General features: G+C 30.1%; 26 protein-coding genes. 18 read left to right on the top strand and 8 right to left on the bottom strand.

Features of this window, described 5'->3' with window-relative positions; all coding sequences use genetic code 11:
• The first annotated feature begins 108 nt into the window (after window positions 1-108).
• Genes ACTTA8_RS03795 through ACTTA8_RS03780 form a run of 4 tightly spaced genes read left to right on the top strand, consistent with a single transcriptional unit; the run spans window position 109 to window position 3,791 of the window.
• A complete protein-coding gene (locus ACTTA8_RS03795) occupies window positions 109-951 on the top strand; it encodes a HalD/BesD family halogenase (RefSeq protein ID WP_440654411.1) in 843 nt (280 codons plus the stop codon).
• 1 nt (window position 952) lies between these two features.
• Window positions 953-1,849, top strand: a complete 897-nt coding sequence (locus ACTTA8_RS03790) for an NAD(P)-dependent oxidoreductase (protein ID WP_440654410.1) — start codon at window positions 953-955, stop codon at window positions 1,847-1,849.
• On the top strand, window positions 1,846-2,577 hold the full coding sequence (locus ACTTA8_RS03785; protein ID WP_440654409.1) for a class II aldolase/adducin family protein: 732 nt from the start codon (window positions 1,846-1,848) through the stop codon (window positions 2,575-2,577). The genes ACTTA8_RS03790 and ACTTA8_RS03785 overlap by 4 nt, the downstream gene beginning before the upstream one ends.
• Window positions 2,577-3,791, top strand: coding sequence for a Coenzyme F420 hydrogenase/dehydrogenase, beta subunit C-terminal domain (locus ACTTA8_RS03780; RefSeq protein WP_440654408.1), 1,215 nt, complete (start codon window positions 2,577-2,579; stop codon window positions 3,789-3,791). Before ACTTA8_RS03785 ends, ACTTA8_RS03780 begins: the two co-directional genes overlap by 1 nt.
• A gap of 26 nt (window positions 3,792-3,817) precedes the next feature.
• Here the strand turns inward: ACTTA8_RS03780 and ACTTA8_RS03775 are convergent, their stop codons facing one another.
• Together ACTTA8_RS03775 and ACTTA8_RS03770 are read right to left on the bottom strand one after the other, a co-directional pair.
• On the bottom strand, window positions 3,818-4,045 hold the full coding sequence (locus ACTTA8_RS03775) for a DUF6552 family protein (protein WP_440618568.1): 228 nt from the start codon (window positions 4,043-4,045) through the stop codon (window positions 3,818-3,820).
• A gap of 4 nt (window positions 4,046-4,049) precedes the next feature.
• On the bottom strand, window positions 4,050-4,511 hold the full coding sequence (locus ACTTA8_RS03770) for a DUF2141 domain-containing protein (protein WP_440654406.1): 462 nt from the start codon (window positions 4,509-4,511) through the stop codon (window positions 4,050-4,052).
• Here ACTTA8_RS03770 and ACTTA8_RS03765 point away from each other — a divergent pair.
• Window positions 4,495-4,884, top strand: coding sequence for a DUF2306 domain-containing protein (locus tag ACTTA8_RS03765; RefSeq protein WP_440651227.1), 390 nt, complete (start codon window positions 4,495-4,497; stop codon window positions 4,882-4,884). The two genes, ACTTA8_RS03770 and ACTTA8_RS03765, sit on opposite strands and share 17 nt — an antisense overlap.
• 23 nt (window positions 4,885-4,907) lie before the next feature.
• Here the strand turns inward: ACTTA8_RS03765 and ACTTA8_RS03760 are convergent, their stop codons facing one another.
• A complete protein-coding gene (locus ACTTA8_RS03760; RefSeq protein WP_440654404.1) occupies window positions 4,908-5,882 on the bottom strand; it encodes a dihydrodipicolinate synthase family protein in 975 nt (324 codons plus the stop codon).
• Window positions 5,883-5,999: 117 nt separating this feature from the next.
• On the opposite strand from ACTTA8_RS03760, the gene ACTTA8_RS03755 reads away from it, so the two are divergent.
• Window positions 6,000-6,452, top strand: a complete 453-nt coding sequence (locus tag ACTTA8_RS03755) for an Lrp/AsnC family transcriptional regulator (protein ID WP_440654402.1) — start codon at window positions 6,000-6,002, stop codon at window positions 6,450-6,452.
• 87 nt (window positions 6,453-6,539) lie between these two features.
• Here the strand turns inward: ACTTA8_RS03755 and ACTTA8_RS03750 are convergent, their stop codons facing one another.
• The 3 genes from ACTTA8_RS03750 to ACTTA8_RS03740 all read right to left on the bottom strand — a co-directional run bounded on the left by ACTTA8_RS03750 (window position 6,540) and on the right by ACTTA8_RS03740 (window position 8,476).
• The gene (locus ACTTA8_RS03750; protein WP_440654400.1) at window positions 6,540-7,511 is read right to left on the bottom strand and encodes a DUF3179 domain-containing protein; all 972 of its coding nucleotides are present in this window, start codon (window positions 7,509-7,511) and stop codon (window positions 6,540-6,542) included.
• A gap of 61 nt (window positions 7,512-7,572) precedes the next feature.
• Window positions 7,573-8,244 carry a GNAT family N-acetyltransferase gene (locus tag ACTTA8_RS03745; protein WP_440654398.1) on the bottom strand — a complete coding sequence of 224 codons (672 nt, stop codon included), beginning with the start codon at window positions 8,242-8,244 and terminating at the stop codon, window positions 7,573-7,575.
• A gap of 28 nt (window positions 8,245-8,272) precedes the next feature.
• A complete protein-coding gene (locus ACTTA8_RS03740; protein ID WP_440654396.1) occupies window positions 8,273-8,476 on the bottom strand; it encodes a hypothetical protein in 204 nt (67 codons plus the stop codon).
• Window positions 8,477-8,508: 32 nt separating this feature from the next.
• Between ACTTA8_RS03740 and ACTTA8_RS03735 the strand changes: the two genes are divergently transcribed.
• From ACTTA8_RS03735 to ACTTA8_RS03720, 4 genes are read left to right on the top strand one after another with little or no spacing between them, the layout of a single operon-like run.
• Window positions 8,509-9,054, top strand: coding sequence for a DUF4174 domain-containing protein (locus ACTTA8_RS03735; protein ID WP_440654394.1), 546 nt, complete (start codon window positions 8,509-8,511; stop codon window positions 9,052-9,054).
• Between the two features lie 37 nt (window positions 9,055-9,091).
• The gene (locus ACTTA8_RS03730; protein ID WP_440654392.1) at window positions 9,092-9,691 is read left to right on the top strand and encodes a LysE family translocator; all 600 of its coding nucleotides are present in this window, start codon (window positions 9,092-9,094) and stop codon (window positions 9,689-9,691) included.
• 11 nt (window positions 9,692-9,702) lie between these two features.
• The gene (locus ACTTA8_RS03725; RefSeq protein ID WP_440654391.1) at window positions 9,703-10,122 is read left to right on the top strand and encodes a hypothetical protein; all 420 of its coding nucleotides are present in this window, start codon (window positions 9,703-9,705) and stop codon (window positions 10,120-10,122) included.
• Between the two features lie 46 nt (window positions 10,123-10,168).
• On the top strand, window positions 10,169-11,515 hold the full coding sequence (locus ACTTA8_RS03720) for an NAD(P)/FAD-dependent oxidoreductase (protein WP_440654389.1): 1,347 nt from the start codon (window positions 10,169-10,171) through the stop codon (window positions 11,513-11,515).
• A gap of 272 nt (window positions 11,516-11,787) precedes the next feature.
• Here the strand turns inward: ACTTA8_RS03720 and ACTTA8_RS03715 are convergent, their stop codons facing one another.
• Entirely contained in the window at window positions 11,788-12,522 is a 735-nt protein-coding gene (locus ACTTA8_RS03715; protein ID WP_440654388.1) for a hypothetical protein, read from the bottom strand.
• Window positions 12,523-12,631: 109 nt separating this feature from the next.
• On the opposite strand from ACTTA8_RS03715, the gene ACTTA8_RS03710 reads away from it, so the two are divergent.
• From ACTTA8_RS03710 to ACTTA8_RS03695, 4 genes are all read left to right on the top strand, one after another.
• Window positions 12,632-13,252 carry a hypothetical protein gene (locus ACTTA8_RS03710; RefSeq protein ID WP_440654386.1) on the top strand — a complete coding sequence of 207 codons (621 nt, stop codon included), beginning with the start codon at window positions 12,632-12,634 and terminating at the stop codon, window positions 13,250-13,252.
• A 4-nt stretch (window positions 13,253-13,256) separates the two neighbouring features.
• The gene (locus ACTTA8_RS03705) at window positions 13,257-13,676 is read left to right on the top strand and encodes a hypothetical protein (protein WP_440654385.1); all 420 of its coding nucleotides are present in this window, start codon (window positions 13,257-13,259) and stop codon (window positions 13,674-13,676) included.
• 150 nt (window positions 13,677-13,826) lie between these two features.
• A complete protein-coding gene (locus ACTTA8_RS03700) occupies window positions 13,827-14,663 on the top strand; it encodes a hypothetical protein (protein WP_440654384.1) in 837 nt (278 codons plus the stop codon).
• Window positions 14,656-15,474 carry a M48 family metallopeptidase gene (locus tag ACTTA8_RS03695; protein ID WP_440654383.1) on the top strand — a complete coding sequence of 273 codons (819 nt, stop codon included), beginning with the start codon at window positions 14,656-14,658 and terminating at the stop codon, window positions 15,472-15,474. The genes ACTTA8_RS03700 and ACTTA8_RS03695 overlap by 8 nt, the downstream gene beginning before the upstream one ends.
• 54 nt (window positions 15,475-15,528) lie before the next feature.
• Here the strand turns inward: ACTTA8_RS03695 and ACTTA8_RS03690 are convergent, their stop codons facing one another.
• On the bottom strand, window positions 15,529-16,158 hold the full coding sequence (locus ACTTA8_RS03690) for an endonuclease NucS domain-containing protein (protein ID WP_440654382.1): 630 nt from the start codon (window positions 16,156-16,158) through the stop codon (window positions 15,529-15,531).
• Between the two features lie 124 nt (window positions 16,159-16,282).
• On the opposite strand from ACTTA8_RS03690, the gene rseP reads away from it, so the two are divergent.
• The 4 genes from rseP to ACTTA8_RS03670 all read left to right on the top strand — a co-directional run bounded on the left by rseP (window position 16,283) and on the right by ACTTA8_RS03670 (window position 20,795).
• Complete coding sequence (gene rseP / locus ACTTA8_RS03685) at window positions 16,283-17,395, top strand: RIP metalloprotease RseP (protein ID WP_440654381.1); 1,113 nt, start codon at window positions 16,283-16,285, stop codon at window positions 17,393-17,395.
• A 157-nt stretch (window positions 17,396-17,552) separates the two neighbouring features.
• The gene (locus ACTTA8_RS03680) at window positions 17,553-17,828 is read left to right on the top strand and encodes an HU family DNA-binding protein (protein ID WP_075506581.1); all 276 of its coding nucleotides are present in this window, start codon (window positions 17,553-17,555) and stop codon (window positions 17,826-17,828) included.
• A 144-nt stretch (window positions 17,829-17,972) separates the two neighbouring features.
• Entirely contained in the window at window positions 17,973-19,274 is a 1,302-nt protein-coding gene (locus ACTTA8_RS03675) for an ammonium transporter (protein WP_440654379.1), read from the top strand.
• Window positions 19,275-19,502: 228 nt separating this feature from the next.
• Window positions 19,503-20,795, top strand: a complete 1,293-nt coding sequence (locus tag ACTTA8_RS03670; RefSeq protein WP_440654377.1) for an ammonium transporter — start codon at window positions 19,503-19,505, stop codon at window positions 20,793-20,795.
• Window positions 20,796-20,832 lie beyond the last annotated feature (37 nt).

The following is a 20,832-nucleotide window of genomic DNA, read 5'->3' as shown; positions in this document are numbered from 1 at the left end:
ATTTATTACTTCAAAAAGTAGACTGTAAAAATCACATAAATTCTTCAACGCCCACGAAATTGTAATCACTTCTTTTTTTAAAAAATTAATTTTAATTAAAGGAGAATTATGGAAATAAAAAACATTGTTAACTTAAAAGATTACCCAATTGATCACACAGGATCAAAAGAGTATCAAGATTTAATTACTAAAAATAGAGAGCTATTAGATAAAGATGGATGTTGTGTACTGCCAAACTTTGTACTTAGCGAGTCTTTGAAACGAATGAAGGAAGAAGTTGAAAGAAACCTTCCTAAAACTCATTGGACTAAAGATCATCACAACCCTTATTTTTCAAAAGATGATGAAAATTTATCTAAAGATCATCCAAAAAGAGTATTTTCATTTAGAGAAAGCGGCTACATTAATTCAGATGATTTAGAAGAACAATCTGATTTAAATAAAATTTACGACTCTGAAGAAATGTTAAAATTTATTTCAGATAGTTTAGGGGTTTTCCCTCTTTATCGATGGTCAGATCCTTTAGGTAAAAATCCATACAGTATCATGCATAAAGATCATTACTTTCCTTGGCACTTTGATGGAAACGAATTTACTTTAAGTATTTTAGTTCAAAAAGCAGAAAAGGGTGGATTGTTTGAATATTCACCTGATTTAAGAAGCTCTGAAAATGAAAACTTTGATGAAGTAACAAAAGTTCTTCGTGGCTCAAGAGACAAAGTTAAATCATTAGACCTTCAACCAGGAGATCTTCAAATATTTAAAGGAAGATTTTCTATGCACAGAGTAACAAAAATAGAAGGAAATACCTCTCGTTACATTGCATTACCAACATATGTAAAAGATAATTACAGAGTAAATAAACCTGAACATTCTAAACAAGTTTACGGCAAAGCACTTCCAATTCATTATGAGAGAAATAATGTTGAAGTAGATGGGTTAATGGATTGATATGAAAATAGGTTTTATTGGTTTAGGAAATATGGGTATGCCAATGGCATTAAACTTACACAAATCCAAAAGAATAGATTTATTGGGTTATGATGTAAGTGCTAAATCTTTAAAACAATTTAAAACTAAAAAAGCAAAAGCAACAAGCTCATTAGATGAATTAATCAAGTTTTCTGATGTAATTATCACCTGCGTTCCTGGACCAAAACAAATTAAAGCATTATCAATTGGTAAAGGTAAAATCATTGATCAATTAGGTAAAAATAAAATTTGGATTGATTGTTCTACTAATTCCTTAACTTGTTTTAATCTTTTAAAACAAAAGTTAAGTAAAAAAATAAATCAATTTGTTGATGCAACGATATCAGGTGGAAATTTAAAGGCTCAATCAGGAGATTTATCAATATTTATTGGAGGTAACAAAAAGACAGTTAATAAGCTTAAGTTTGTCTTTAATATATTAGGTAAAAACATCTATTATCTAAATAAACCTGGTGCTGGTTATGCTGCTAAAATTGCACAAGTTAGCCTTTGTTATTTAAACTATTTATCACTCTCAGAGTCGCTGATGCTTGGGGTAAAGTCAGGGATTAAACCAAAAACAATGTTAGAGATTATCGATAAAAGTGCAAGTGGTGGTTATACTTCAACAAGATACGGCCCTAACATGATTAATGGAGATTATGATCCATCTTTCTTTTTAGGTTTATCCATGAAAGATTTAAATCTTGCTAATGAAATTATTAAATTACAAAAATTAAAACTACCAATAATGAATTTAACTTCAAAAATTTATAACAAAGCAATTAAGAAATACGGACCAAATTCTAATCACTTAAAAGTGATTAAACTTTTAGAACAAAATAATAAATTAACTTTTTCAAAGGAGGGACGATGAAAAATAATATAAGCGAAGCAGATTGGAAAGTAAGAGTAGATCTTGCTGCCATGTTTAGATTAACAAACATGATGGGTTGGGATGATACGGTTTGGAACCATATCACTGCAAGAGCACCAGGAACGGATCATACATTTTTTATGCATGAGATGGGTTTGTTATATGAAGAAGTAAAAGCATCAAACTTAATTAAAGTTGATGAGCATGGTCAAGTTTTAGAAGGACCTGAAAAAGCAAATACTGCAGGTTTTATTATTCATAGTGCTATACATCTAAATCATCCAAATGCAAAGTTTGTCTTTCATGCACATCCTCCTTCAGCTTTAGCTGCAACTGCATTGAAAGATGGTATCCCTCATTTAGTTCAAGACAGTTCAATGCTTTATGGAAAAGTTGGTTATCATGAGTGGGAAGGACTATCGATTAATAAAGATGAGAGAGTTAGAATTGCTGAAAACATGGGAGACAATAAGGTTTTGATTATGAAAAACCACGGTCTTCTTACTGTTGGTGCAACAGCTGGAGAAGCATTTATGAACATGTATTATGCAATTAGAATGTGTGAGGTTGCAGTACAAGCAACAGGTTCAGGGTTACCTCTTGAAAGAGCAACAGAAGAAATGTGGAAATTATCTCAAAAACAATATGATTTATTTTCACCAGGTTTAAACGAGTGGCCAGCATTACTTAGAAGATGTGATGCAAAAGACCCATCTTATAAAGAGTAATGACAAAAATTAATTCTTTAGATGATATTGTAAAGAACGGCCTTTGTATTGGCTGTGGTATTTGTAAAGGTATTGCAGGAAATTCAATTGAGATGGAGATGAGTGACAAAGGTAATTTAGAACCTAAAGAATTAACGCCAATATCAAATGAAACTTTAGAGGAAATTAAAAAAGTTTGTCCTGGAGTTATTGCTGAGGGACCTGAAGATCATAAAGAAAATGAAGGAGCTAATAAAGATTTGGTTTGGGGAAATTATTTTGATTTATATTATTCATGGTCCACTGATCCAAAGATAAGATTTCAAAGCTCAACAGGTGGTTTGTTAAATGGATTGTCTTTATATTTACTAGAACAAAAGAAAGTTGATTTTATTATGCATACCGCAGGGGACAAAGATAAGCCTATGCGAAACATTGTAAAATACAGTTATAATAAAGAGGACTTAATTAACTGTGAAAGTAGATCAAGATACGGTCCATCATCACCTTTAAGTGAATTTCATAAAGCCTTAGATAAAAAACAAACCTTTGCTTTTGTTGGAAAACCTTGTGATGCAGGAGCAATTAGATTACTTGCTAAATCAGATGAAAGGGTTGATCAGTATTGTAAATATATATTCACCCTTGTTTGTGGAGGTTTTCAAGAACTTACAAAATCACAAGAGTTTATTGATAGCTTTAATGTTAAAGAAGAAGAATTAGAAGAATTTAGATACAGAGGATTTGGTAACCCTGGAAGAATGTATATCAAAACAAAAGATCAAAGAGAGTTTGATAAAGATTATAATTCTTTTTGGGGTGATGAAAGTAACTGGAAAGTTCCATTTAGATGTAAAATATGCCCCGATGCGATAGGAGAAAGTTCTGATATTGCAGCACTTGATACTTGGAGAGGGGGCTCACCTAAAGGAGAAGATGAGGGTTTTAACGCTGCAGTGATGAGAACTAAAAAAGGAATTAAAGTTTTTAATGAAGCAGTTGAGAACGGATACCTTGTTAAAGGAGATAAAGTAACTATTGAAGACATTAAAGATTTTCAACCTCATCAAACGAGCAAAAAACAAGCAGTGTTTGCAAGACATCTTGGAATGAAAAATAATAATGTTCCAACAATTAAGACTAAAAATCTTAGAATAGAAGAATTGTATAACTTAAACGATGATGAGTTTAACAGACTACAAGAGCAAGGTGTTTCAAAGAGGTTAGGAAATTAAAAATTTTTTAATATCTAAATAAAATCTTACGCGTTTAGATAACCAACTAGTAACGAAATAAAAGCACCTACGTGTACGACCATTATTGCTTTATCTTTCCACATAACTCCAACTGCAAACCAAAGAAAAATTCCTAAAAAAAATAAATAAACATTATAGGGAGTCATGTTTAATCCAGTCATCCCATAGCCAATTAATTGAATGATGGTTGCTATCCATTTTACATAATCAACTAATTTTATGTCTTTAATCATAAATTTATAAATTAATCTCAAGTTTCATATCACTTGAAACAGTAAAGGAAGCATCTTCAAATGAGGGCGGTCCAAACTTACCTTTGGCATTATTACTAAAACCAAATTGCTCTTTTGGTACGCCAAATAAATTTCTGTCCATTTTATTATTGTAGTTTTTATCAACAAAAATACCGATAGCATAAGTACCATCTGGTAATTCAAATGTGTAAGTGACACTTCCAGTTTCTACATCTTCGATTACACCTTGAATAATGCCTTTTGCTGCACCACCTTTTTCACCATCATCATTTTCAAATACCTCTGCATCATCATAAATAGCTAAATGCATTTCACCTTTTTTCTCAATATTATTAACTTTCACAATTACAGTTGCAGCATAAGTATGAGATATAGTAATAAGAAACGGTAAGATAAAAATTACAAATAAATTTCGATAAAATTTGATCATGACTTTATTATTCAATGAAGCACACCCTATACCACTTCATGCAATTATGGCAATGATTGCAATAATTTTAGGTGGTATTCAACTTTCTATGAAAAAAGGTGGAGCAATTCATAAATTGTTAGGTCGTATTTGGGTAGCCTTAATGCTGATTGTAGCGATAACTTCTTTTTTCATACACGAAACAAAAATGTGGGGAGATTATAGTCCTATACATTTATTGAGTTTGTGGACAATTTTCTCTCTTGGTCTTGGAATTTACTTTGTAAGAGTTGGTAATATTAAACGTCACAAACAAGTAATGATCGCAACTTATTTTTTTGCTTTAATTCTTACAGGCTTTTTTACGCTTTATCCAGGACGTATCATGCATCAAATTTTGATAGGCTGAAAATACTAAAATTAAGATCTAATTTATACGTTTAAAGATTTTGTTAAATTGTATTTAGCTAATAATAAAAACATATCATTTAGAAACTCACCAGGTATATTTCTATCAAAACAAGTTTTGCAGCTTAGATTATCTTTATTAATCAAGACATGAGCAAAAGCTTTATTTACATTAGAAAAAGGGTTTCCAAAATCTAGTTTTTGACCTTCTGAGAATGAAATTCTAATTATATCACTTAGCTCTTGAGACATCTTTTCTGCATCTCTAAAATTGCCCTTTGCAACATTATTACAAATTTCTCTTAAAATTTTGCCAAAACAATTTGCTGAGCTTAATAAAAATCCATCATATTTTCCGTGTGGTTGTAAATGATCAAAATAATTTTCCTCTGCTCCTCTTAAAAATATTAAATCATTAAAATTAATTCCAGAATTAACAACATCATCCTCACCACTAGTGTCCTTAAATAATTGAATTCTATCTTGAAAATTGTCTTTTAAAATTTTTAATGTTTCAGGTTCAATATTACATCTTACTACTTGAGGCAGTTGATAGATAGAAATTGGCAAATACGTATTTTCAATAATACGTTTAAAATGTGAAATAATTTCTTCTTGTTTGATGTTTTCATCAACGGGAGCACATAAAGTTAATCCAAAAAATCCTGCAGAAGTTCCATTTTTAATTATGTATCTTTCAATTATATCTGTCCGTTTTAGAACATCTTCTGTTGTTTTTCCAAATGCTCCAAATAAAACTTTGTTATCTTTTTTAATTAAAGAATTATCATTTAATATATCTAACCAATTGATTATTAATTCATCAGTTAAATTCCACCCATCCCCTGTAGTCCCGCATACCAAGAATTGTTTTACATATGGGTCTAACCAATTGATATGTTTTTGAATAAGCTTTTCATCTAGCTCTAAATTTTTTGTGTTTTGATATTGAGAAATAATTGGGACCCAAAGTGGATCAAATGATTTAGATTTATTCATGTAATTAGTAATTACACGAAATAAAAAATAAATTTTCTCTATTATTACTAATTTATAGTTGAATATTAATAAATTTTATAAGATATTTGATAAATATTAATAAAATTTATTAAAAATATGGATGAAGTTGATAAAAAGATTGTAAAAATACTTAAAAATAACAGCAAAACTACACTTCAAAATATAAGTGAGAAAATAAATTTAAGTATTGCTCCTACAGCAAGAAGAATAAATCAATTAGAAGAAAACAATATAATTAAAAATTATTCAGTAAATATTGATGAAACCTCTCTTGGTTATAAATTTCCTGCCTTCATATTTATTAGTCTAGAAAAACAGCAATCAAAAAATTTTGATAAATTTGAGAAAAAAATTTTAAATTTCCCTGAAGTAGTTGAGTGTTGGTTGATGACAGGAGCTAAAGATTATTTAATAAGAATTGCAGTTAAAGATGTTGAGGAATTTGAGGATTTTTTAACTAAAAAACTTACAGTAATAGAAGGAGTTTCTTCTGTTGAAACCTCTATACCTTTGAGAAGAGTAAAGTCGGATTACTCTCGAGTGGAATAAATTTTAATGATTAAAAACTAATCATTTATATTTACTAATTGAAAATTGATAGAATTGAACATGTTTTGATTTAAAGACACAAAAAATTCATCTATTTTGTATTACTTTCTTACCATCATGGAAAGCATGAAAAACAAAAGCAAAAGTGTAGTCGTAAAGAATATCTTGTAATTTTCCATCAATCTCTTTTTGAACTCTAACAAAACCTAAATCTCTACCTTCTTTAATTTTATTCTCTTCAAGTGCTGAATTTAAACCTTCAGACCAAGTAATAATTATACCATTTTTTTTAATGATTTTTTCTCTTTGAATTAAAGATAGTGAATAAGCAATCTCCTCAACAACAATTACATAATCCATTGGACTTATGTCCTTAGGCAGACCGCCGCTATATAGAAAAGGAAAACCAGATTTATCATAACCAACGTATGGATTGTCTCCATATCTTCTAGCTGCATCACCTTTTAATATTTTTATCTCATATCCTTTATTTTTTTTAATATTTAGAGCTTCTTTAAAAGGGATAATTAAAGCAGGTATTTTTTTTAATTTATTACCAGCTAATTCACCAACAATTCCTTGACCTGTAAATTGCTGCCACCATGTTTCAGTTTGCCTGTCATACATTATTAAGTCTGATTTACGCAATCTTCCAGATGTACCAAAATCTAAAACTTTATCTTCAAATCTACGATCAAAAACAATTGAGGCATTGCATAATGGGCAATATGTGACGGAAACTGGTATTCCACCAACCTGATCATTAACTATTTCATGCCAAGTTAATACTCGAATTGGATATATTTTAGCGTCATTATTTATCTCTAAATATATAACAGGTTCATTTGGACCCATGCTAATATCCATTTTTTTAAACTTAGGATTATCAATTGGAGGTATACCATCTCTTGGAGGCCCACCTGAAATTATCTCATCTAAAAAAATAGTTTTATTTTGAAAGTCATTTTTTGAAAATTCAGATTTTGCTCTTTTTAAATCAAATGCAAAAAGGTTGCTTGAATGAAATAATAACAAAATAACTAAGATAATTTTTTGCATTTATCCTAGTAATATAATAAATCTCTGATCCATATACATGTCAATTACATTGGTTTCGATGTTAATTTAACTTAAGACTTCTTTTTTGATTTAAATTTTTATCTAAATTTTTACTAGATAAGTATTTCAAATAACTTTTTTTTATCTTTTTCCAATCTTTATCAATAATTGCATACCAGGAAGTGTCTCTATTTCTTTTTTTATAAATTGTAGCTTGTCTAAATATACCTTCAAATTTAAATCCTAACCTTAAAGCAGCTTTATTCGATTTTTTATTTAAACTATCACATTTCCACTCGTATCTTCGGTAACCTAAATTCTCAAAAACATTTTTCATCATAAGATACATTGCCTCTGTTGCTTCAACTGTTCTTTGAAGATTTTTAGCATAAGTAATCCAACCTACTTCGATTGTTCCTATTTCTGGTTTAATTCTAAGATAACTTGCTAAACCACAATAGGTTTTAAGTCTTTTTGAATAAATTGAGTAAAAAAATGGATTACCTGATAACTTGTCAGTAGTTAAATACTTCTTAAAAGAACTAAAAGTCTTATAGGGTCCTGTTGGCATATAAGTCCAATCAATTCCTTTTTTGTCTAAAGAAAAGTTTTTATACAAATCTTTTGCATGCTTTTTTGGGTTAACTGGTTCTAAAAAGCAATATTTACCAATTAATTTTTTCTTTGAAGGGTATTTTGCTTTATTAAATTTTACACTAAAGCCTATTTTCATTTTTTTTCCTAACTGATTTATCTCATTATCAGATATCAAATTTTTCTAATAAGAAATTGATTAATAAATTGTAAATGAATGCAAAACTGAAAATATAAAATAGAAAAATTGCAGCTTTAGAATTAAATATGTATCCAGTTGAGGTTAAAAGAACTAAGAAAAAGCTTATCGATAAAGCAAGTTTAGATAGCGCTTTTTTCTTAAAATGAGATTTAATTTCTTTTTCCTTCATATATCCTATTAACTAAAATACTTAATATACCAATGAATTTTAAAAAATATATATGGAAATGTAGGTTGTTAGTTTTGAATACTCCAAACTACACTAATCAAGAGTATAAAAATTCAAAAGATATTTACCAAAAACATATTAAAGAATTTCACAAACGATTTATTAAATTAGTGACAAAATTAGATAAAGCTAAAAACTTTAGTGTGAGTTTAATTGGCTTTGATGGAAATGAAAAAGCTAAGCTAGATACAATAAATCTTAAAAAGATATTTAACTTGGTTGATAAAATGCCAATGAATAAAATGATAAAAGATAAAAGTTTTAAACCTTTAAATCTTTCATTATTTTCTGATTATAAACCTGAGACAACTTTACATGGATTAGGTTTTAAGAATAAAGAAAAGGCGCTTTATACAGTTAAAGCTATCAAAAAAAGATCAATTAAGTATCAAGTAAATGTTATTGCAACTATGCTTGGAAGAGCAAAAAATCATCCTAACAAAACTAATGATATGGATGATGCAATTGTGGTCTTTGAAAAGTGGATGAGAATGTATAAAAAGAATAAAAAGGCCTAAATTAAAGAATATTATAAATTTAATCACCTATTAAAGTATGACATTAATTGAAATAGTAGCTTTAATAATTTTTTTATTTCCTCTCGCTTTTAGCCCGGGACCTGGGAACATGTTCTTTGCAGCTAATGGAGCTAGATTTGGTTTTGCTAAAACTTTATCAGCAAATTTTGGTTATCATCTTGCAACGATTATAGTTACTTTTCTTATAGGTTTTGGTTTTAATATTTTTTTTTCATTTATTAATGATCAATATCAATACATTCAGATAATTGGATCATTATATGTAATCTATCTTGCCTATAAATTTTTCAAAGCAAGCACATATGAAAATAACAATCAAAATTTAAAATGTACTTTTGTTGATGGAGTTATACTTTTAGTATTTAACCCAAAAGCTTATGTGATAATTTCTTTAATGTTCACAATCTTTTTAGACGGTTCTCAAAACTTAATAAGAATAATTTTAATCAGTATAATTTTTACAGTAAATAACTGCGTGTCATTTACTCTGTGGACATTATTTGGTGACTTACTTGGTGCAAAATTTAGAAATGAAAAATATTCAAAAATATTAAACAAAATCTTCTCATTGTCTTTATTTTTGGTTGGTATATGGATGCTTTCAATTAAAATTTAAAAATACAAAAAATGAAAAAACTTATATCTGCAATAATTCTTAGTATCTTAAGCACAAGTGCTATTGCTGATGATCAACAAACTTTTGTGTTTAATAACTTACAAGGGGATTTTACAACTTGTTATAGTTATTACTTGTTATCTGAAGAAGGTTTTAAAAAAAGTGGTAGTGCTAATGATGAAACTATAGCAGGACTTAATAAATCAGCAGATTTATCATTAGAATCTGTTTTTATGATTGGTCAGCAATTAGGCATGAACACAGATACAATGAGAAATAGAGTAAAATCATCCTTTGAAAGTATGAAAAAAGAGATGGGCAAAGATTTTAAAAACTTTTCAGTAGTTTTAGATAAATACGGAATATTCTGTAAGGACTTAATAGAAAAAACAGACGACAGAGTTCTATTCTGGGAAGATAAATTTAAGTAAATTATTATTTAGATAATTAAGGGTTATGTTAACCTAACGTTAACCAATGAGTAATATTTATCATTCAGATATTTATCAGTTCAATAAACCTGTTCCTAGTTACTGGGAAGCAACTTCAAGTGAGAATTTAAATTTAGATAAACTTCAAAAAGATATTAGTTCAGAAATAGTCGTCATAGGTGGGGGTTATACTGGTTTGCTTTGTGCAATAAATTTAATTGAAAATCATAATTTAGATGTAGTTTTGGTTGAGGCTGGAAAAGTAGGTTGGGGCGCTTCTTCTCGAAATGCGGGGTTTTGCTGTCTTCCTCCAAGCAAAATGTCTTATAAAAAAATGCAATCTGTTTATGGAACAGAGGAGACTAGAAAATTTTTTAAAAATTCTGTTGAAGGAGCTAATTACACTAAAGAATTAATTGATAATTATAATATTGATTGTGATGTAACGGGTGAAAATAACTTTGTAGTAGCTCATCATAAAAACAAATTTGACCAAATTAAAGAACAAGCAGAGGTTTATAAATCTGAATTTGGAATAGAGACCAAAGTATACTCAAAGGAAGAGTTTGATGAAGTAGGTCATGGTGGAACTGAGCAATTTGGAGCATTTTCATATAAACCTGGTTTTGCGATCAATCCATTAAAATTTGTAAATGGACTTGCAAAACATGCATTATCTAAAAAGTTAAAGATCTATGAACATACAAAAGTTGAAAAAATCGAAAAAGAAAATGGCTCTTATCTTTTAAGAACTAATGAAGGATCAGTAAAAACAAAAAAAATAGTTGTTGCAACTAATGGATTTTATCAAGAGGGATTAATTCCTGAAATGGATGGAAGAGTATTACCTGTTATATCAAATATTATTGTAACAAGACCACTTACAAATGAAGAACTTAGTTTACATAATTTTAATACTTATGCACCAATAGCTAATTCTAAAAACCTTTTATATTATTATCGAAAGTTACCTGATAATCGAATTTTATTTGGAACTAGAGGAGACTTTGAAGGAAGTGATCAATCTAATCAAAACAGAGCTAATGATATGGAACAATTTTTAAAAAATATTTTTTCTAAATGGAGCAATGTTACAATTGATTATAATTGGCGAGGTTTGATTGCTTTATCTCAAAAGCTTACTCCTTCAATTGGTAAAATAGATAATGAAGAAATTTATTATGGATTTGGATATAGCGGAGTAGGGGTTAGTGCTGCTCCTTGGACCGGAAAACAATTGTCTAAACTAGTTTTTTCATCGAATAGTAAAGATTTAGATATCTCGTTAATTTATAAAGGTTTGCCTAAGAAATTTATTTTCCCAAAATTAAGAGTATTTTATTTTAAATTAGCAGTATGGTTTTATAGAATTAAGGATAAGTTTAATATTTAATGATTGAGTTTATAGATATATTTTTTAATCAATACTTAAGGATATTTGTAGGAATTGTCCTTTTAGGTCTTATTTTGTTTTCTTTGTTTTGCAAATTTAGAAAATAAATTATAAAATTATAATACTCAATTATTTAGTTTCGACTGTGTTGCGAACCTATTACTTGTATAGAATTAAAATTAATTATTTTCTCTTACCAACATTAATTAGACTTGACTAAATGAAACTCTTTTTTGATCTTAATTTTAAAAAAAAATTTAAAAAGAATTTACTTAATATGACCAGAAAAGCCTTAATCCTGTTTCGGATGTAGTATTTCTTGGTTCCATAAAAGAACCAGAGACATCTAGCTTTGAATCAGCAATATCCCAATGGTCCATATAAAATTCAATTGATAGACCCTCTTCTAAATATTTTTTTGCTGTAAGTTTTATTCCAGACCCTTCTTCTTGATCATTTGTAATATCCGAATAGACTGAACTTACTTGGCTAAGATAACTTTTTTGTTGACCATATAAAAAATACAAATATTCTCCTCTAAACTCCCAGTCATTAACTTCGTAATTTAATCCAAAAGGCATATAAATATACCTTGATTCTCTGTCGTAACCAGAATGACCAGTTGAAGATTGTTTTAACCCACTAGCATTTAATAAATATCTAAATCCTAATCCTGAAAAAATTGTTGTTCTAGAATTATTATTGTCTGATAATGGCAATCCTAAATATCCAGTCGTTTCAAATTGATAATCAGGAATTCCATTCATTGTACCTGTTCCCGCTGATTGATAATCAACCTCTCCAGCAGCAAACCTAGTTTTGAGACCAGTATATATTTCATCTTCATAGGTCTCGTTATTTAGCATTATTCCAATCATATAACCGTCCTGGGACATGAAAAATGAATTATCTACAGGATGTCTCTCCTCATAAATTTTTGAAGCACCATAAATACCAAATTCTTGTTTTACTTCAGTTAGTTGACCAGCATGAGCGTTTATGCTCATAAAAAAACAAGAAAAATACACAAAAAAATTAAATTTAAATTTTTTCTTATTTATAAAATTAATAAATAACAAGTTGCTTAACATAAAATTTATATATAACATACATACTATGATTTTAAACAAGTTATCATCAATATTGATAGTTTTTTTATTAGTCCTATCAACTGGCTCGAAAGCCGAAAGCTATCTATATGGAGGTCCAAAAATTTTTTACTATGATGTAACAAATGAGGATTTACAATCTACTGCAAACGAGATTGTTGCCTTAGGTTTTAGCTCTGCAAAAGTATCTGCAAATACTGCGGGAATTGGTTTTGATATTGGAATTGGTGGACCTATTAGCGAAAATGTAGATTTGGAAGCTGGTTTTGTTTATATGGGGGAGTTTGAGCTAAAAGCTACAATGACTGGGCCTTCAGAAACACTTACCTCTACTTCTAGCGCGTACTCTTTCCCAGTCGGTGCTAAATACAAAATAGGAGAAAGCGATAGTAATTTGTATATTAAGGGTGGTTTCCACTATTGGAAGCAAGTAACCGATATATCAACTTCTCTTGGTACCGTTGATATGTGGGGAACAGGTTTTGACCCCATGATTGGAATTGGCGGTCAAATTGGAAATCTTACTGTACACTATGAACATTATAGTTTTAGCGGTGTAGGTGCTGGCGCTGGAGTCGGTGAAGGAGGGATATCATCACTCGGTTTAACTTGGATTTCAAAATTTTAATTAAATGAAAAAAATAATAATAATTTCACTTTTGTTTTTTCTAAGTGCTTGCGCTGGAACTGGAACCAAAAATTATAGCTCAATCAGTTATGAAGCTCCTTCAGATCAAGCTGTATTGTTCGTGGGAAGAAAAAATCGTTACATTGCTAGTGCAGCGCTGCCAAAAATATTATTGGATGGACAAGAAATAGCAAGATTAGGTGTTGGCGAGATGGAAAGAATGAATATTTCTACAGGGGCACATAAATTGCAAACTAAAATTGGTAATGTGTTGCAATTAGGAACAGGAGGTGATTCAACTTCATTTGTTGCTGAAAAAGGAAAGAAATATTTTTTCATAATTGATTATGATCAGAAACTTTTGTCTGCTAGTTGGTCTATAGTGGAAACTACTGAAGGTGGTTTTCAAGGATCATTAAACTAAGTAAGATTAATCAATGAAAAAATTTTTAATTCTCATATCAATTTTTTTTTTTCATTAAAAACTCATTCTAAGGAACTATATATAGATCAACTTGTTGATTTAGGATTCCCAAAACTGTTTTTTTACAAAGATAATTATAATAGAAGTAATGTGAAATGGTTTGATCTAAAAGAAGTTGTTAATCAAAAACCTAAATTTTTAGCCTTAGTAGAACAAAACATTAAAGTTAATGGAAAATTCGTAGACTATAAATTTGTTTATAGTAGCAAACATAATTATTTTAAGTTTATAACTAAAGAAGAAGAAAATAAAAATTATTTATTAAACAAATTATCAATTTTTAAATCAAAGATTTCTGTACCAGAAAAAATTGATGATAAAAATATTTCAGAAAATGAATTTATTGAAAGTATCTTGGATCACTGTACTTATAGTCCAATTAAGAATGTAAAAGATCCTGAAACAAAAAAAAAGATAGTTTTTAAAAAATTTGAACAGTGCAAGGTCAAATATTTAAACAAAAAAAATATGAATGATTTGACACTTGAGCAGTTTACAAAATTAGAAAAAAATAAAATTATAAATAATTCTAAAAATAAAACTGAAATTAAAAAAAATAAAAATAATAGTAAAAAAAAGTGGAATATTACAAATGATAAAAATTTTGTGGTATCGTTAAAATGGGAAAAACTTCCATATTTAACTGTATCAACTTTAAAAATGACTAATGAAAATATAGGAATTATAAATATTAAATTTTATGAAACTAAAGACGAATGTGTTGGAGCCTTGGCTTTAGCTGACAATAATGAGGGTACTTGGTCAATAAATTGTCCGGATAATCCAGATAGAGAAGATGGTTTTAAAAAAAAACTAGCAGCATCAGGATCAATTTCAATTGAATTAAAAAATTTAATTGGTTTAGGATATGATACAAATAATAATAAAGTAAAATTTTTATCTAATATTGAATATTCGGATGAATAGGAGAAAATTTATAACACTGTCTGCTTTAGGTTGTTGTAGTTTGTTTTTACCAAGCTGTAAAACCAATCCTGTTACTGATAGAAAACAATTATTAATATATCCTGAAACTTTTATTAACAAACAGTCTTCATTATTTTATAAAAATTTTATTCGAAGAAGTAAAATTAGCAATGATAAAGAAAATACAAAATTAATGAAAAAAATTGCTGATGATATGATTTTTGCAATTGATGTTTATTTTCAAAAACTAAAAATACCTAATCCAACACTAGAATATGATTGGGAATATAATTTAATTGAAAGTGATCAAGTAAATGCTTTTTGTGCTCCTGGAGGCAAAATAGCAGTTTATACAGGAATTTTGAAATATACAGAAAATAAAGATGGTTTAGCTGCTGTTATGGGTCACGAAATTGCACATGCAGTTGCTAAACATAGTGCTGAAAGAATGAGTAGGGCAATTGCAACTGAAACAGGATTTGCAGTAGCTGATGTAGCAACTGGAGGAATTGCTGGTCAAGCTAGGCAAGTATTTTCAGATATGACTGGTTTAGATATTTTAGATATATCAGTTATGAAAACACATGGAAGAAAACAAGAGTCAGAGGCAGACTATATGGGGTTAGCATTCTGCAATATGACAGGGTATGATTTAAATGAATCTGTTCGATTATGGAAACGTATGAACCAAAAAAATAAAAATAAAGAAATACCTCAATTCTTAAGTACACACCCTTCAAGTGTTACCAGAATTCTTCAAATAAGGGGTTGGATACCTGAAATAAAATCTAAATTCCCATATTCTTTATAGATCAGTTTTGTTAGAATAAAATGGCTTAATTGTTAAAGATTAACAAATCCTTAACTATTCAACCAGCTCAAATTTTTTATATCTTAAAAACTTTACGTTACTAACAATGTCTAAAGAAAGTCTAATATTTCTATCTTCTTCTAAAGCTATGATTAGGCCTTTTACATCTTGATTTTCAGTCGCCACATTCTTTTTAATCCATCCCATATATCTTGTAATTTGACCAACTACTTCATCACTTGCCTGGCCTTTTTTTAATTCAATTACCAATAATTCAGATTTATTTTTTTTAACTGCAAGAATATCTAAAGGACCTGAGCCAGCCCAATTTTGTCCAGGTTTTCCTGTGGATTTATTTGGAACTAAATCATAGTTTTCAGATAAAGATATTTCTTCCCAGTTTTTAATCATGAATTTTTCCAACTCTTTTTCTTTGGCATATGCAGAGGTTTTAGAAGAGATTGTTTTTGTAATAGTTTTTGGAGTTTGATCTATTGGAGTAATTATTTCTTGAATAATATCTCCTGAGTCTTGAATACTTAATTGTAATTCTATGGTTTCAGTATCGTTACCCTTACCATCTTTACAATGCACTCCATCTTTATAGCTAACTATTTTTCCAATACCTAAATATGTAAAAGCTGGATCTTTTGTGTCCCATCTTGCAAAAAAATATGGTGTCAACTCACCTTAATAGAGGAAGACTGGGTCACTCTAAGGCTTTTTTAAAAGATGTTCAAAAGCCCAAGACTTACTACTGGTAATGAGGGGTTGTGATTAATATGATATTAAATTAAAATATAAAATTATGCTTAGTTATATCGTTCCATTTTTAATTCTTATTTTGGTGGTTGTATTCATCCATGAATATGGGCACTATTATTTTGCTAGAAGATATGGAGTAGGGGTTACTGATTTTTCCATTGGATTTGGTAAAGAATTATTTGGTTGGAATGATAAACATGGCACTAGATGGAAAGTGTGTGCTATTCCTTTAGGTGGATATGTAAAGTTTTTTGGAGATCGTAATGTTTATTCACAAGCTGATCATGAAGAAATTTTAGAAAAATATAATGAAGAAGAAAGAGATAAATTATTTATTTTAAAACCATTATATCAAAGAGTTTTAATTGTATTTGGTGGTCCTTTGGCTAATTTTTTATTAGCTCTAGCAATCTTCTTTTGTATTTATACATTTGTTGGAAAAGATTTTACTCCAGCAGTTATCAGCGAAGTTCAAAAAGATAGCCCTGCAATGGTTGGAGGATTAAAAAACCAAGATATTATTTTAGAAATTGATGGCAATGAAGTTAAAAGCATCATGGAAGTCTCAAAGTATATCACAATGTCCACATCAGACTTTATAGATTTCAAAGTTAAGCGTTCATATGAAGAATTAATTTTAAAAGTAAAACCAAACATTGTTGAAGGTGAAGATGGTTTAGGAAACAAAATAAATAAAAGAATGGTTGGTATAAAGCTAAGTGCTTACAATGATAAAATTAATCATGTTAAATTAGGACCAACTAAAGCATTGTATCATGCAGCAAATGAAGTCTATTTTGTGAGCGTTTCTTCATTAAAATACATTGGTGGAATGATCATGGGTAAAGCAGATACTTCCCAACTTGGGGGACCTATTAGGATTGCAAAAATATCAGGGCAAGTTGCAACCTTTGGAGTGTTAGCTTTTATTAGTATGATGGCTTATATTTCAATAAGTTTAGGCTTAATTAACCTGTTTCCGATACCAATGTTAGATGGTGGACACTTAATGTTTTATGCATTTGAAAAGGTTTTAGGGAGGCCTTTGTCTCAAAAAACACAAGAAGGCTTTTTTCGAATCGGATTGTTTTTGTTGCTATCATTGATGTTTTTCACTACATTTAATGACCTAAAAGACCTTGGTTTATTTAGATAATTTAAATTTCTAAATTGTTAAAAAGATCAATAAAATCAATGTTTATTTAATTTTTAACAAGATATTGTGTGTTCATTTAATAAAGACACTAAAAAAAAGCTTGATTTATCAACGTTTATGACAAGTATCAATATTAACCAACAATATCGGAGCTAAAATGAACAAAAAACAACTAGTAGCAAAGCTTTCTGGCTCATTAAATTTGAGCAAAGCAGATGCGGAACGGACGTTCGATACGATCACGAATACAATACTTGACGCCTTGAAGGGAGACGATTCAGTAAAAATCGCCGGCTTCGGGACGTATAAGGTTGCGAAACGTAAAGCAAGGGTTGGAAGGAATCCTCGAACCGGTGAGCAGATTCAAATCGCTGCTTCTCAGAAGGTAAAATTCTTACCAGCGAAAGCTTTAAAAGAAGTATTCAATAGATAATATTTTTTTAACAGCCCTAAACGATTGTAAAAACACGTTTAGGGTTGTTACTATATGCAAAAACTGCATACCCAATTTTCCTAATCAGCGTTAGTTTTTAAGTTTTTTAAATTTATAAACCTCACTTTAACAAGTGGAGGTCTTATGACTAAAATAATAAAGAGAATATCTGCACCATTACTAAGTTTGGTATTTTTGCTAAACATGAGTAGTGCGGGTATGGCAGAGACAACTGTTTCTGCTGAAGTGGGGTTTATATTTAACACTCTACTATTTTTAATTTGTGGTTTCCTTGTCATGTTCATGGCAGCAGGTTTTGCAATGTTAGAATCTGGTATGGTAACTTCAAGAAGTGTTTCAGTAATTTGTGCAAAGAATATTGGTTTGTATGCAATTGCTGGAATTATGTTTTGGCTAGTTGGTTACAACTTAGCTTATGGTATTCCAGAAGGTGGATACATTGGATCATTTACACCGTGGTCAGATGCAAGTGCAATTGACACTGGTTATTCAGATGGTTCGGATTGGTTCTTCCAAATGGTATTCTGTGCAACAACAGTTTCAATTTGTTCAGGTGCTATGGCTGAAAGAATCAAGTTATGGCCGTTCTTCTTATTTGCAGCTATCTTAGCTGGAATTATTTATCCAATCGTAATGGGTTGGCAGTGGGGTGGAGGCTGGTTAGCAGAACTAGGCTTCTCTGATTTCGCTGGTTCAACTTTAGTACACTCAACTGGTGGTGCTGCTGCTTTAGCTGGTATCATGTTGTTAGGTGCTAGATCAGGAAGATTTGATAGTAAAGGTCAACCAAAAGCGTTACAGCCTTTTGCTGCGTCTTCAATTCCATTAGTAACAATAGGTGTATTCATCCTATGGTTAGGTTGGTTTGGATTTAATGGTGGTTCACAATTAGCATTAGGTACTTTTGATGATGCAGTTGCGATCTCATCAATCTTTATCAATACAAATCTTGCAGCTTGTGGTGGAGTAATGGCCGCTGGTATCATTACAAGATTAATGTACGGTAAAACAGATGTAATTCAAATGTTAAACGGAGCAATTGGTGGTCTAGTAGCAATCACTGCAGAACCATTAGCACCATCTCCATTTGCAGCAATTTTAATTGGAGCTGTTGGTGGGTTAATCGTAGTGTTTGGAACTAAGTTGTTATTTAGCTTTAAACTTGATGATGTTGTAGGTGCAATCCCAGCTCACTTATTTGCTGGAATTTGGGGAACACTTGCAGTGCCATTAACAAACGCCGATGCATCGTTCAGTGCACAATTAATTGGTGTACTTTCAATTAACATTTTTGTGTTTGCTGTGTCTTACATCGTATGGTCAATAATGAAAGGTACGTTTGGAATCAGATTAAGTAAAGAAGCTGAAACAAAAGGTACAGACGTTACTGAAACAGGTGTAATTGCTTACGCAATACGTGACTAATTGCATGCAATATAGAGGCTCTTCGATCTCCATGTCGTTATCTCATTGAAGAGCCTCTAAACAAAGAATTAACTTATATCTCTCTCTAGTTAGTTAATAACCAAAGGCCCCAGAAATGGGGCCTTTTTTTTACACATATGCTTATTTCTCATAACTCTTTTGACCTATCAGCAGTACTTAAAATTTTAATGTTTATTAAAACGACAAGATCAAAAAAAAGGAGAGATAATGATTAATCATTTAAAAAAAATATCATTAAGCTTAATAATATTTTTAAGCTTTACTAATTTAGCTTCAGCAGAAACAACAATGTCAGCTGAAGGACAATATATTTTCAATTCATTAGGATTTTATCTTGGTGGTGTTTTAGTTGCATTCATGGCAGCAGGTTTCTGTATGCTTGAAAGTGGATTGGTGACAACCAAAAGTGTTTCAACAATTGCAGCAAAGAATATAGGTAAGTTTGCAATTTGTTCATTAATATTTTTTTTCTGTGGTTATAATTTAGCTTACGGAATTCCTGAAGGTGGGTTTATTGGATCATTTTCAATGTGGAGTGATGCTTCAGAACTTTCAACAGGTTATTCAGATTATTCTGATTGGTTTTTCCAAACAATGTTTGTTTGCGCAACTGCATCAATTGTATCTGGTGCTGTAGCAGAAAGAATTAAAATTTGGCCATTTTTTATTTTTGCAGCAATTATGGCTGGTATCATTTATCCTATTTCAATGGGATGGCAGTGGGGTGGAGGTTGGTTAGCAACTTCAGGTTTCTCAGATTTTGCTGGTTCAACTTTAGTTCACGCATGTGGTGGAGCAGCTGCTTTAGCAGGTGTAATATTATTGGGTGCAAGAGAAGGAAGATTTAATAAAAAAGGTGAAACAAAATCACTAGTTCCTTTTGCAGCATCTTCAATACCACTTGTTACATTAGGAACTTTCTTATTATGGTTCGGTTGGTTTGGATTTAATGGTTTTAGTCAACTTGCAATGGGAACGTTCGATGATGTAAATGCAATTAGTAAAATTGCAGTTAACACTCATTTAGCAGGAGCCGCTGGTACTGTTACTGCTGCAGTCGTTACAAGATTATTAGGTGGTAAAACAGATATCGTAATGATGCTTAACGGAGCATTAGCAGGTTTAGTTGCAATTACAGCAGAACCTTTAACTCCGAGTCCAGTACTTGCAATTGCTATTGGAGCTATTGGATCAATCATCATGTATTTTGGTACAAAGTTTTTAGAAAGTAAAAAAATTGATGATGTAGTTGGCGCAATTCCTGTTCATTTATTTGCTGGAATTTTTGGAACTTTAGTTGTGCCATTAAGTAATCCAGATACAAATTTTGGAACTCAGTTAACAGGTGTAATTGCAGTATGTGCATTTAGTTTCATACTTTCTTACATCACATTTAAAGTTCTAAAACAAACAATTGGTCTTAGAATTAGTTCTCAAGCTGAAAAACTTGGAACTGATGTTGCAGAAGTGGGTGTTAAAGCCTACGCAATAAGAGACTAAAATATCTCTCAATATATAACAATTAAAGGCTCCTTAG

It is taken from the genome of Candidatus Pelagibacter sp. HIMB1506 (genome assembly GCF_052047935.1).
In the GTDB taxonomy this organism is placed as follows: Bacteria; Pseudomonadota; Alphaproteobacteria; order Pelagibacterales; family Pelagibacteraceae; genus Pelagibacter.
This window is presented reverse-complemented; position numbering and strand designations above follow the sequence as displayed.

Coding starts and splice junctions, on each gene's coding strand:
- ACTTA8_RS03795 (WP_440654411.1), top strand. CDS start 109: ATGGAAATAAAAAACATTGTTAACTTAAAAGATTACCCAATTGATCAC.
- ACTTA8_RS03790 (WP_440654410.1), top strand. CDS start 953: ATGAAAATAGGTTTTATTGGTTTAGGAAATATGGGTATGCCAATGGCA.
- ACTTA8_RS03785 (WP_440654409.1), top strand. CDS start 1,846: ATGAAAAATAATATAAGCGAAGCAGATTGGAAAGTAAGAGTAGATCTT.
- ACTTA8_RS03780 (WP_440654408.1), top strand. CDS start 2,577: ATGACAAAAATTAATTCTTTAGATGATATTGTAAAGAACGGCCTTTGT.
- ACTTA8_RS03775 (WP_440618568.1), bottom strand. CDS start 4,045: ATGATTAAAGACATAAAATTAGTTGATTATGTAAAATGGATAGCAACC.
- ACTTA8_RS03765 (WP_440651227.1), top strand. CDS start 4,495: ATGACTTTATTATTCAATGAAGCACACCCTATACCACTTCATGCAATT.
- ACTTA8_RS03760 (WP_440654404.1), bottom strand. CDS start 5,882: ATGAATAAATCTAAATCATTTGATCCACTTTGGGTCCCAATTATTTCT.
- ACTTA8_RS03755 (WP_440654402.1), top strand. CDS start 6,000: ATGGATGAAGTTGATAAAAAGATTGTAAAAATACTTAAAAATAACAGC.
- ACTTA8_RS03750 (WP_440654400.1), bottom strand. CDS start 7,511: ATGCAAAAAATTATCTTAGTTATTTTGTTATTATTTCATTCAAGCAAC.
- ACTTA8_RS03745 (WP_440654398.1), bottom strand. CDS start 8,244: ATGAAAATAGGCTTTAGTGTAAAATTTAATAAAGCAAAATACCCTTCA.
- ACTTA8_RS03740 (WP_440654396.1), bottom strand. CDS start 8,476: ATGAAGGAAAAAGAAATTAAATCTCATTTTAAGAAAAAAGCGCTATCT.
- ACTTA8_RS03735 (WP_440654394.1), top strand. CDS start 8,509: ATGAATTTTAAAAAATATATATGGAAATGTAGGTTGTTAGTTTTGAAT.
- ACTTA8_RS03730 (WP_440654392.1), top strand. CDS start 9,092: ATGACATTAATTGAAATAGTAGCTTTAATAATTTTTTTATTTCCTCTC.
- ACTTA8_RS03725 (WP_440654391.1), top strand. CDS start 9,703: ATGAAAAAACTTATATCTGCAATAATTCTTAGTATCTTAAGCACAAGT.
- ACTTA8_RS03720 (WP_440654389.1), top strand. CDS start 10,169: ATGAGTAATATTTATCATTCAGATATTTATCAGTTCAATAAACCTGTT.
- ACTTA8_RS03715 (WP_440654388.1), bottom strand. CDS start 12,522: ATGAGCATAAACGCTCATGCTGGTCAACTAACTGAAGTAAAACAAGAA.
- ACTTA8_RS03710 (WP_440654386.1), top strand. CDS start 12,632: ATGATTTTAAACAAGTTATCATCAATATTGATAGTTTTTTTATTAGTC.
- ACTTA8_RS03705 (WP_440654385.1), top strand. CDS start 13,257: ATGAAAAAAATAATAATAATTTCACTTTTGTTTTTTCTAAGTGCTTGC.
- ACTTA8_RS03695 (WP_440654383.1), top strand. CDS start 14,656: ATGAATAGGAGAAAATTTATAACACTGTCTGCTTTAGGTTGTTGTAGT.
- rseP (WP_440654381.1), top strand. CDS start 16,283: ATGCTTAGTTATATCGTTCCATTTTTAATTCTTATTTTGGTGGTTGTA.
- ACTTA8_RS03680 (WP_075506581.1), top strand. CDS start 17,553: ATGAACAAAAAACAACTAGTAGCAAAGCTTTCTGGCTCATTAAATTTG.
- ACTTA8_RS03675 (WP_440654379.1), top strand. CDS start 17,973: ATGACTAAAATAATAAAGAGAATATCTGCACCATTACTAAGTTTGGTA.
- ACTTA8_RS03670 (WP_440654377.1), top strand. CDS start 19,503: ATGATTAATCATTTAAAAAAAATATCATTAAGCTTAATAATATTTTTA.